We start from the raw sequence: 11,420 nt of genomic DNA, 5'->3' as shown, positions 1-11,420 counted from the left end.
CTTCATGATGTCCGGCAGCTTGGCGTAGCGCGGCTCGTTCAGGCGCAGGTCGGTGGTGACGATGGCCGGCAGATCCAGAGACAGGGTTTTCAGACCGCCGTCCACCTCGCGGGTAACGATCGCCTTCTCGCCCTCGACCTTGACCGCGGAGGCGAAGGTGCCCTGGGGGCGGCCGGTCAGTGCGGCGAGCATCTGCCCGGTCTGGTTGTTGTCGGAATCGATCGACTGCTTGCCGAGGATCACCAGCCCCGGCTGTTCCGCTTCCACGACCTTGGCCAAGAGCTTGGCTACATTGAGCGGTTCCGGCATCGCCTCGGTGTCGATCTGGATGGCGCGATCGGCACCCAGGGCCAGCGCCGTGCGCAGCTGCTCCTGCACCGCTTTCGGGCCGATGGAGACGACGATCACTTCGGAGGCGACACCGGCCTCCTTCAGCCGGATCGCCTCTTCCACGGCGATCTCGCAGAAGGGGTTCAGGGCCATCTTGACGTTGGCCAGGTCCACATCGCTGTTATCCGCCTTGACCCGTACCTTGACGTTGTAATCGATGACGCGTTTGACGCTCACCAGCACTTTCATCTGAAATTACCCCCAAAAAGGACTGCATATAGGTTCGTTATTAATTATTTTTTATAGTGTTTGAATCGGTACCGGATAACAGCTCGATCACTTCCTGAGGAATCGGTTTTGGTCTTGCCTTTTCCGGGTGCTGTCCCAACCAGACACGGGTTTCCCAGCACTCGATGGCAAGGTTTCCATCTGCTTTAAGCAGTTGGTGATGGATGTGAAAGCTGCTTTTACCGAATCCGGTCGCCTGAGTTTTGATCAGCACCTCCTCGCCGTAGCGCGAGGGGATGCTGAACTTTGCCCGGGTATCGACCATCGGAAAGCCGACGATTTCGTAGCGATCATGCAGGTCGAACTTCTCCAGGCCCGCCGTGCGAAACAGATGTCCGGTTGATGCGTCAAAAAACGCAAAATAGCGGGGGTAGAACACGATGCCCGCTGGATCGCAGTCACCCCACTCGATCATCACCTTACGTTCGCTGACCAGCATACTGCCTGCCTCTTGCCTGTGGTCTTAGCTACCCAGTACCAGTACATCGGAAGAGGGCTGCTCGCTATAGAGGTCTTCAACGAGCTCGGCCCGGTTTTTCAGTACGGCGCGCTGGTTGATGGAGTTCTTGTCGGTCACCTCGCCCAGGTCGATGGAGAGCGGCTCATCCATCAGCCGCATGCGGCAGATCTTGGTTGAGCTGCCGGTGCTGGTCTTGGCCATCTCGTCCAGCAAGCGCTGGAAGGTCTCACGCAGGTGGGGAGCGCGCAGCAGTTCGGGCGTCGACATCTGCTCACTGTTCGGTACCAGGGTACGGCAGTGGTCCAGGTCCGGGATCACGATAGCGGAAACATAGGCATTATCGTGTCCGGCAATCACAACGTCCTGCACGTAGGGCGCGAAGAAGTGGATGATATGTGCCTTGAGCGCACCGACACTGACCCAAGTGCCTGTATTGAGTTTGAAGTCTTCCGACACACGACCATCGAAACGGAAGCCGCGGTTGGGCTGCTCCGGGTCGATATACTTGACCGCGTCGCCCAGGCAGTAGAACCCCTCTTCGTCATACGCCTTGGCGGTCTGCTCCGGCGCGCGCCAGTACCCCGGCGTTACGGTAACCGCGCGAATACGCGCTTCCAGCTTGTCGCCGTTGGGTACCAGCTTCATCTCAACGCCCGGCAGCGGTGTACCGACCACGCCGGAAGCGGACTCCTCAATAGAGGCGAACAGGGCAGAGGGGGCGGTTTCCGTCGCACCAAGCCCGGTAACCATTGGAATCTTCTTGCCGGTGTGTTCGATCGCCAGTTCATCCAGCGCATCCCAGATATGCTGGGAGAGACCCGCGGCGGCAAACAGCGTGAGTTTCAGGCGCGAGAAGAAGGTCTTGGCGATCTCAGGCCGCTCGCGCAGACGCTTCACCAACAGTTCGTATCCGCTGGGTACGTTGAGGTAGACGGTCGGTGCGACGTCGGCCAGGTTGTTCAGCGTGATATCGAACGCCTTTTCGGTCGGTTTTCCGTGATCGATATAGAGGCTGCCTCCGTTGTAGAGCACGATGCCGACATTGTGGTTGCCACCGAAGGTGTGGTTCCACGGCAGCCAGTCGACCAGCACCGGCGGCTCATCCTTCAGGAACGCCATCATGCCGTTGATCATCACCTGGTTCGCGGACATCATGCGCTGGGTGATGATCACCGCCTTGGGCATACCGGTGGAGCCGGAGGTGAACATGAACTTGGCGATACTATCGCCGCTGATTGCCGCACGGGCGTTATCGGTTTCCGCGGTCGGCTCGGTGTCCAACAGCTCGCTGAACCGGGTGACCGGATTATCCAGGTTATCGTCACCGTGATCGGTGGATAGCGCGACCAGCGGCAGATTGCCGGCAACGGCATCGATGGCTTTGCGGTAGGGACCCAGGTTATCGACGAATACCAGTCCGGGGGTGAGCAAATCGAACACGTGGTGCAGCTTGCCGAAATCGGTGGAGATCAGCGAATAGGCGGTGGAGATCGGCGCGTAGGGTACACCGATATACATCGCCGCCAGGGCGATCAGCAGATGTTCGTTGCTGTTGCCGGAGAGGCAGACCAGGGGGCGGTCGATACTGAGTTCCTGTTTCAGCAGCCAGGTGGCGATGGCGCGCACCTTTGCCAGGGCTTGGCTGTAGGTGATCTCGTCCCAGTGTCCATCTTCGGAGCGTTGCGCGACGAAGACACGATCCGGCGCCGCGTCGGCCCAGTACTCCAGACGATCGATCCAGGTCTCGGCGTAGGCTTCCAGCGGCTGTTTGCAGCGTACGATCTGCTCACCGTTGTCGCGCTTCTCGATCTCGACTTCGAGCTTGGTGACGTTTATCGAATGAAAGTCAGCTAACATGTCGGGCTTCTCCCTCACCAGTCGACTTTTTCTATTTGTACCGACTGGCGATCCTGTGTGTTTTTGTTGTTCTGCCGTCTGAATCCGGTTGGGGCTCAGACCTCAAATCGATACTGCTCAACACCCGCATCGGCCTGTCTGAAGGTTGCCAGACGGGCATGGATATTGGGAACCGAAAAAGCGAAATAGAACCGCGTCAACGCCAGCAGATTAGAGTAGTAGTCGGGATCCTGGCCTTCGCGCAACCGGGACTGCGCCAGTTGTGCCAGTTCCGCTAACTGCCATGCGCAGCATAGGGTGCCCAAGGCTTCAAGCAGTGGAACCGCACCGGCATTGAGCTGCAGCAGGTTGGCTGAGTCGCGATTGAGGATACAGGGCAGGCTCTCCGTTACGGCTGAGCAGGCGCTGCGCAAGGCCTGGCCCTGCGTGCTCAGCGCATCGTCGCGTTGTAGTGCATCGGCCTGGCGGACTATTTCGGCCAGCAGGGCCGAGATCGCTTCGCCGCCATCGCTTTGTATCTTGCGGAACACAAGGTCGCGGGCCTGAATACCGGTGGTGCCTTCGTAGATGGTATTTATCCGGGCATCGCGCATCAGTTGAGCAACGCCGGTCTCCTCGATGAAGCCCATACCGCCAAAGATCTGGATCGTGGTGCCGGTCATCAGGTTGCCATGCTCGGTGGCAAAGGCCTTGAAGATCGGTGTCAGCAGCGCCACGCGGGCCTGCAGTGATTTGCGCTCGGCAGCATTCAGCGTTAACTCGGACTTGTCGATCAGTGCGGCGATAAGATAAGCCAGCGAGCGCAGCCCCATCACCTCGGAGCGGATCGACAGTAGCATGCGGGCAACGTCCGGGTGTTGTGCAATCTTTACCCGCTGCTTGCCGGTCTGGTAGTCACTACCCTGGGTACGCTCGAGCGAATACTCCAGCGCACGCTGGAAACCGACCTCGCCGAAGGCGACACCCTGCAGGCCCGAGCTGAGACGGGCTTCGTTCATCAGGATGAACATGGCGGCCAGGCCCCTGTTCTCCTCGCCGATCAGTTCGCCGAAACAGCCATCCTGATCGCCGTAGCTGATCGAGCAGGTCGGGCTGCCGTGCAGACCGGTCTTGTGTTCGATGCCGGTGCAGACCACATCGTTGGCGTCGCCCAGCGAGCCGTCTGCGTTGATCCGTACCTTGGGCACGGCAAACAGGGAGATGCCGCGGCTACCGGCCGGTGCATCCGGTGTGCGTGCCAGCACCAGGTGGATGATGTTCTCGGCCAGATCATGCTCACCGTAGGTGATGAAGATCTTCTGGCCCTTGATCAGGTAGTGGCCATCGTCCTGGGGGATCGCCTTGGTGCTCAGTGAGCCCAGGTCGGAACCGGCATTAGGCTCGGTCAGCGACATCGCCACGGTCCACTGCCCACTGACGATCGGCCCCAGGTAGCGCGCTTTCTGCTCCTCACTACCCATGTGCAGTAGAATTTCGCTACCGCCCTGGGTCAGCGCATGGAACATGACGAACGCCAGGTTGGCCGACAGCCACATCTCGTTGACCGGTTGAGCGATAAACTTGGGCAGCGACTGGCCGCCGAAATCTGCCGGCAGCGCCAACCCCATCCAGCCCGCGTCGCAGAACTGCTGGTAGGCCTCTTTCCAGCCTTTAGGCGTGGTGACCTTGCCATTGTCGAAGTGGCAGCCTTCCACATCACCGCTCTGGTTCAGCGGTGCCAGCTCGCCCTGGGCGAACTTGCCGGCTTCCTCCAACACTGCGGCGACAAGCTCGTCATCGAACTCGGCCAGCTCCGGCAGGTCGCGCAGACCCGCCTTGGCGATCGCCTGCTGAACCAGAAGCTGCATATCTTTCAGAGGGGCCTGATAGAGACTCATGCTGTACCTCGAGATTACTTGGCGGCCATACGAATGCCGCCGTCCAGGCGGATCACTTCGCCGTTGAGCATGCGGTTCTCAATGATGTGTTGCGCCAGTGCGGCAAACTCATCGGGATCACCCAGGCGCTGGGGGAAGGGCACGGAGGCACCCAGAGATTCCTGAACTTCCGGAGGCAATACGTCCATCATCGGGGTCTTGAAGATACCCGGTGCGATGGTCAGTACACGGATGCCGAAGCGGGCCAGCTCGCGGGCGATCGGCAGGGTCATGGCGCAAACGCCACCCTTGGAGGCGGAGTAGGCGGCCTGGCCGATCTGGCCGTCGAAGGCGGCTACGGAGGCGGTGTTGATGATCACGCCGCGCTCGTTGTCCACACCCGGTTCATTGTGCTGCATCTTGTCGGCGCAGATGCGGATCATGTTGAAGGTGCCGAGCAGGTTGACGCGCAGGGCGCGTTCGAAGCTGGCCAGGCGATGCGGGCCTTCGCGGCCGATAACACGTTCGGCGCCTGGAATTCCGGCGCAGTTGACCAGGCCGCTGATCGGGCCGAAACGGTCGATGGCGACGTCGATGCTGCTCTGAACCGATTGCTCGTCGCTGATGTCGGTGGAGCAGAACTGGGCGTTTTCACCCAAGGATGCGGCGACCTGCTCGCCGCGCTCAGCGTTTACGTCTGCCAGGGTGACGCGGGCACCGAGACCGTGTAGACGGCGTGCGACCGCTTCCCCGATACCCGAGGCAGCACCGGTGACGACAAAGTGGTTATTCTCGAAGTTCATCTGTTATCTCCTTCCGTTTGGCTGCCGGTTTACTTCTTTTTGCGATTCAGGAAGGCGTCGATACGCTCTTTCACTTCGCCACTGGTCTGGGTGATGCCGGTGATCAGGGATTCGGTGTACAGGCCGTCATCTGCCGACATGTTGTCGATACGGGACAGACCGGTGGCCATGGCCCAGTTGGAGTAGCGGGAGTTGGTGGCGATGGTAGCGGCGAGTTCGGCCGCTTTCTGGTATGCCTCGCCCTTGGCGACTACGTAGTGGGCCAGACCGAGACGCTCGCCCTCTTCGGCACCCAGGGTGCGGCCGGTCAGCATCATTTCGGTCATCCGTCCGGCTCCCATGACGCGCGCCACGTTTACCGATGCGCCGCCACCGACGAAGATGCCGTGGCGCCCTTCGGGCAGGCGGTAGAAGGTGGTTTCGTCGGAGACGCGGACATGAGCGCAGATCGCAAGTTCCAGACCGCCGCCGATCACGGCGCCGTGCATGGCCGCGACCACTGGTACACCGGAGTTACGGATAAGGCTGAATACGCGGTGCCACATACGCGAGTGATTCACCACCTCGAACGGCTCGCGTGCGGTGTGTTCGGACAGATCCAGCCCGGAGCAGAACTCGGGGCCGTTGCCTGACAACAGGATCACGTTCAGATCGGAGGGCAGATTGCGGAACACGTCCTCTATCTCCAGACAGAGCGCATCGTTGATCGCGTTCTTCTTCTCCGGACGGTTCAGGGTCAGGTAGCCGATACCTTCTTCTACTGAGAAGGTCAAGTGGCGGTATTCAGTCATCGTAGGTCTGCCTCTTCATTCTGAGAGTCGAGCATTGAAAGAGGCCCTTGTGGGCGGAGCATGCTCGCTTTCAAATCTTGTTTTGTTCTTAATAGTTGTATATTACAACAAATATAATTGCAAACTGTTTGTTACGTTGTTTTTTGTAAACAGAAGTCGGGTTTGGGCTTTCGCTGTGAATAGGGGGACGCCGGGCGCGGGGCAGCACAGGCGAGCAGGTGCCCGCCTGTGCCTAAAGCGATTAACGCTCGCTGACGCGGATCACCACCGCCATACCCTGGTCGCCGCCGGCACAGCCGGTGAACAGGCCATAGCCGCCACCGGTCAGTACCAGCTCCTCGATAAGTTCGATTACCGCACGCATGCCGGTCGGTCCCTGCGGATGGCCCCAGATCATCGAGCTGCCGTAGTTGTTCATCTGCATGACATCGACGCCGGTGGCCTTGGCAAAGGCGACGTCGTTGACGGCAAAGGGGTTGTGGGTTTTGATCGCCTTGACCTGGTCGTAGTCGATACCCGCCATCTTCAGCGCGTTGGCGGCTGCACCAATCGGGGCTGCCGGCATGTGGGCGAGCTCCGTGCGGGACTGGCCGAAACCGCAGATGTTGATACGGATGGCGCTGTCGCGGCTCAGTTCGCGCGCCTTGTCCGCTGTGGTGAGGATTACGGCGGCGTTGCCATCGGCCGGGTGGGTCATGTTGCCGAAGGTGGTGACACCGCCTTCGACCACCGGCCTGAGTTTGGCTAATCCTTCGGCAGTCGTCGGGAACACCCCTTCGTCGCCGGTCAGAACACAGGCCTCCTTCTTGAACGCGGCATTGGGCACGCTGAAGGGCAGGGTCATGTAGCGTTTCTGGAATGCCTGATCATCCTTCAATGCGTCCTGGTACTGCTCGAAGCGGCGCAGTGCCACGGCGTCCAGCTCGTCCCGGGTGATGTCGAATTTTTTGGCGACGTTTTCGCTGGTCTGGATCATCGAGTGACCGGCGATGGCATCGTGCATCATGTTGTAGGTCACCTGATCTTCGGACTGGCCATAGCCGCCCGGGCCGTTGGGTGCCGGGTAGTAGATATGGGCGCCGTTGGAGCAGCGGTCGGCGGTCAGCAGCAGGGAGGTTTCCGCCATCTCCAGGGCAATCTCGGAGGCGGCGGCGAACAGGCCGCGTGCGCCGGTGGCGCACACCTGGCTCAGCATGTGGCCGGGCGTGTTGACAGCGCCCAGCTCATACAGGGGGAGGGGGGCGCCGTAGAAAGACTGGTACTGGGCGTTGGTCATGCCCAGTACGCCGGAGTCGAAGAGGGTCGGGTCGATGTCCCGCTTGGCCAGCTCACTTTTGGCTACCCAGGCGGCGAATTTCATTGCGTGCAGGTGCTGCAGGCTGCCCTGCCACTTGGTAAACGGGGTCGACCAGTAAGCGCCGTAAGGGATCTCTACGTTGTTCAAGGACATGGGGTATCTCTCCCTTGATTATCTGTTGTTGTTTGCTATAACCGGTTACTGGTCGGCATTCATGATCTGTTTCAGGCCGCCCCAGCTCTCTTGGAACAGCTCGATCGGCATCTGGCGCAGGTCGTCGGCGATCTGCGGACGGAAATCCATCGCCGCGAGCACATCGCGCTCAAGGTCCAGTCCCGGAGCGATCTCGGTCAGGGTGATCCCCTCGTCACGCAGTTCGAACACCGCGCGCTCGGTGACATAGACCACCGGCTGGCCATTCTGACGGGCGATATCGCCACTGAAGGTGATCTGGTCGACCGCTTCGACGAACTTTTTCGCTTTACCCTCTTGTAGCACCCGTACCCCCGTTTCACCGAACTCCAACTTGGCGCCCGCGGTCAGCGTGCCGCAGAACACCACTTTTTTGGCGCTCTGGGTGATATTGATGAAGCCACCGGGGCCGACCACCTTGGGGCCGAACTTGCTGACGTTCAGGTTGCCCCTGGTGTCAGCCTGCGCCAGGCCGAGGAAGGCAATATCGAGACCGCCACCGTCGTAGAAGTCGAACTGGGCGTGATGGTCTATGATCGCATCGGCATTCCAGGCCGCACCGAAGTCGCCGCCGGAGGCGGGGATACCGCCGTAGGTGCCTAGCTCGGTGGTCAGGGTGAACTGCTTGACCACCCCCTCCTCGGCGGCCACCGAAGCGATTCCATCGGGTACGCCGATGCCCAGGTTAACCAGGGTGTTCGGGCGTAGCTCCATGGCGGCGCGGCGGGCAATCAGCTTGCGCTCGCTGAACGGCATTGGCGGGATGGCGCCAAGCGGTGCCCGGGTGTTACCGGCCAGAGCGGGGTTGTACAGGGTGGTGATGGTCTGCATGTGATTTTCTGGCTGCGCGACGACGACATAGTCGACCAGCGCGCCCGGAATTTTGACCTGTTTTGGATGCAGGGAGTGCGCTTCGGCCAGGTATTTGACCTGGGCGATCACTATACCGCCGGTATTGTGGGCGGCCTGGGCCATCGGCAGCGCTTCACTGATCTGCGCCTCCTCCTCGACGGTGAGGTTGCCGTTCTCATCGGCGGTGGTGGCGCGGATGATCGCCACATCAACCGGGAAACTCTTATAAAGCAGCCACTCCTCGTCCTCGATCTCTATCAGCTTGACCAGGTCTTCGGTGGTCTTGTCGGTGACCTTGCCGCCAGCGATGCGGGGGTCGACGAAGGTACCCATGCCGACCTTGGTGATCACCCCAGGTTTGTGGCCCGCGATTTGGCGCCAAAGCGTGGCCAGCACGCCTTGAGGCAGCAGGTAGGCTTCGATCAGGTTGTCTGCCACCATTTGCGCCATCTTCGGCGCCTGGCCGGTATGTCCGGAGATCAGCCGCTTGACAAGTCCGGGGTAGGCCAGATGTGACATGCCGGCATCTTTGCCGTCGCCGCAGCCGCAGTCGTGCACCGGGGTAATGTCCTTGGGGGAGCCGGTTTCAACAAAACGCTTTTCAAGTGCTTTGGCTATCTCTTCGGCGAAGTAGGACATGCCGATGGTGGTCCACGCAACGGTATCGCCATCCTTGATCAAGGCGGCAGCCTGGTCTGCGGTAATCACTTTGCTCATCGATGTGTACACCCTATTTATTCTCTGGGACGGGACAGCCGCTGCACGATGGCGCGATTAGCTGTTCTAGGTATTGGTTTATATATTTAATTGTTTACGTTATCAACAGTAATGGCAATAAATTTATTGCGCATCAGTTGGCGCATGTCGCTGATCGTTGAGATAAGGGGTGAATAATTGGTGATTGGTTAAAAAGTTGTTTGGTTATACAGTTTTGCTATGTTATTAAAAATTGATAAGAATAAACCGACGACTGATCACTATAGGTATCGCCGTGGCTACTGATGAAAGGGTGACGCAGACAGGTGCGGAGATCGACTTCGGCACACTGCATGAATTAACCGGATACTGGCTGCGCTCGGCGCAGATCAACACCTACCGCAATGTGAGACGTTTCTTTTTCGACGAATTTGAGATGACACCCGGATTGTTCGGTGTACTGGAGATCGTCGATCGCAACCCGGGCCTGACCCAAACCGCAGTCGCCAACGCCATGGGTAATGATCGCTCGGCGATGGTCGCCATTATCGACCGGCTTGAAAAGCGTGGGCTTATAGAGCGCCGCCCGTCACCGGTGGATCGCAGATCAAAGGCGCTCTACATGACCGCTCAGGGAAAAAAGTTCCAGGCGGGAGTACGTGAACGGGCGCTACAGCACAATCGGGAATTCTTTGCCGTGTTGTCGGCAGGGGAGCATCGCCAGCTCGTTGACATGCTCAAACGGCTGGCGACTAGCACATCCGATGGCCAACCTCAGACTGAGTGGTGCTAGGATTAAAAAATTGATGACAACATATGTTGTTCTTGTAAACAATATGTGCAATAAATATTGTGACAAGTGAGCGGCGGAGCCCATCTGCCACTGACTGCAGGCGTTACATATCTGAGAAAACAATAATAAGGTGCTGAAAATGCGTATAAAAACTCTCGTAGCAGCGGTTTCGCTATCAATTGCAGGGACCACCCTGTCCACCAGCAGCCTGGCCGCTGATCCTGAATTCTCTTTTAAGTTGCACCATATGCTGCCGCCGATGTCGATGGCACACTCGAAGATTCTCACCCCCTGGGCCGAGAAGATCGAAAAAGAGTCCGATGGTCGCATCCATATCGAGGTGTATCCCGCCATGCAGCTGGGTGGTAAACCCCCGCAGTTGTTTGACCAGGCGCGCAAGGGCATAGCCGATATCACCTGGACAGTTACCGGATACACGCCGGGCCGCTTCCCAAAATCCACCGTATTTGAACTGCCGTTTGTTCCGGCCAGTGCCAAGGTCACCAGTATGGCGATGCAGGAGTACGCCGAGAAGGAGATGGCCGAGGAGCTGAAAGACGTACACCTGCTAGCGGTTCACACCCACTCGCCGGGCTCTCTGCACTCCCGTGAAAAGCCGATTCAATCCGGAGCGGACCTTGCAGGTACCAAGGTGCGTGCCCCGAACAAGGTGATGGCCGACGCCTTTGCGGTGTTTGATTCCAACCCGGTATTCATGCCGGTTACACAGATGCCGAGCGCACTCTCCAAAGGGGTGCTGGATATCGCAGTACTGCCGTTTGAGGTGGTCGCCCCGCTGAAGATCCACGAGCTCGTCAAGTACCACACCGAAATCAAGGGTGATCGTGGCCTGTATGCAAACACCTTCCTGTTCACCATGAACAAGGATGCCTACGAGTCGCTGCCGGCGGAACTGAAGAAGGTGATTGACGACAACTCCGGTATCGAGCTGGCCCGGCAAATGGGGCAGCTGTTCGATGAAACCGAGGTCAAGAACCGCCAGGTGGCCGTCGATCGGGGCAACACCTTCTACACCCTGCCGGATGCCGAGCGCGATGCCTGGAAGCAGGCGATGCAGCCGATCACCGATGCCTGGATTCAGGATATGACCGCAGAGGGGTATGACGGCCAGCGCCTGTATGACGAGGCCAATGAGCTGATCAGCAAATACGAGAAACTCAACGGGGAATCATGAGCGCCATGAA

The 11,420-nt window shown here is 59.1% G+C and carries 10 protein-coding genes; 2 read left to right on the top strand and 8 right to left on the bottom strand.

The window, feature by feature from the left end; all coding sequences use genetic code 11:
• The 8 genes from IEX40_RS12275 to IEX40_RS12240 all read right to left on the bottom strand — a co-directional run.
• The coding region (locus tag IEX40_RS12275; RefSeq protein ID WP_188748618.1) for an electron transfer flavoprotein subunit beta/FixA family protein at positions 1-579 on the bottom strand (579 nt) is incomplete at its 3' end.
• Positions 580-619: 40 nt separating this feature from the next.
• Positions 620-1,057, bottom strand: a complete 438-nt coding sequence (locus tag IEX40_RS12270; protein ID WP_188748616.1) for an acyl-CoA thioesterase — start codon at positions 1,055-1,057, stop codon at positions 620-622.
• 24 nt (positions 1,058-1,081) lie between these two features.
• Positions 1,082-2,935: a feruloyl-CoA synthase gene (locus IEX40_RS12265; protein WP_188748614.1), complete on the bottom strand. Its 1,854-nt coding sequence runs from the start codon at positions 2,933-2,935 to the stop codon at positions 1,082-1,084.
• Positions 2,936-3,030: 95 nt separating this feature from the next.
• On the bottom strand, positions 3,031-4,812 hold the full coding sequence (locus IEX40_RS12260; protein WP_188748612.1) for an acyl-CoA dehydrogenase family protein: 1,782 nt from the start codon (positions 4,810-4,812) through the stop codon (positions 3,031-3,033).
• Between the two features lie 14 nt (positions 4,813-4,826).
• Positions 4,827-5,594 carry a 3-hydroxyacyl-CoA dehydrogenase gene (locus IEX40_RS12255; protein ID WP_188748610.1) on the bottom strand — a complete coding sequence of 256 codons (768 nt, stop codon included), beginning with the start codon at positions 5,592-5,594 and terminating at the stop codon, positions 4,827-4,829.
• 29 nt (positions 5,595-5,623) lie between these two features.
• Positions 5,624-6,385, bottom strand: coding sequence for a crotonase/enoyl-CoA hydratase family protein (locus IEX40_RS12250; RefSeq protein ID WP_188748608.1), 762 nt, complete (start codon positions 6,383-6,385; stop codon positions 5,624-5,626).
• A gap of 241 nt (positions 6,386-6,626) precedes the next feature.
• Complete coding sequence (locus IEX40_RS12245; RefSeq protein WP_188748606.1) at positions 6,627-7,835, bottom strand: thiolase family protein; 1,209 nt, start codon at positions 7,833-7,835, stop codon at positions 6,627-6,629.
• Between the two features lie 45 nt (positions 7,836-7,880).
• Positions 7,881-9,443 (bottom strand): acyl CoA:acetate/3-ketoacid CoA transferase, encoded by a 1,563-nt coding sequence (locus tag IEX40_RS12240; protein WP_188748604.1) that lies wholly within the window; start codon positions 9,441-9,443, stop codon positions 7,881-7,883.
• Between the two features lie 274 nt (positions 9,444-9,717).
• Between IEX40_RS12240 and IEX40_RS12235 the strand changes: the two genes are divergently transcribed.
• On the top strand, positions 9,718-10,215 hold the full coding sequence (locus IEX40_RS12235) for a MarR family winged helix-turn-helix transcriptional regulator (RefSeq protein WP_188748602.1): 498 nt from the start codon (positions 9,718-9,720) through the stop codon (positions 10,213-10,215).
• A 139-nt stretch (positions 10,216-10,354) separates the two neighbouring features.
• Positions 10,355-11,410, top strand: a complete 1,056-nt coding sequence (locus IEX40_RS12230; protein WP_188748600.1) for a TRAP transporter substrate-binding protein — start codon at positions 10,355-10,357, stop codon at positions 11,408-11,410.
• Positions 11,411-11,420: the final 10 nt, after the last annotated feature.

It is taken from the genome of Marinobacterium zhoushanense (assembly GCF_014641945.1).
Taxonomy (GTDB): domain Bacteria; phylum Pseudomonadota; class Gammaproteobacteria; order Pseudomonadales; family Balneatricaceae; genus Marinobacterium_D; species Marinobacterium_D zhoushanense.
The sequence above is the reverse complement of the archived record's forward strand: the minus strand, read 5'-3'. Positions and strand labels throughout refer to the sequence as shown.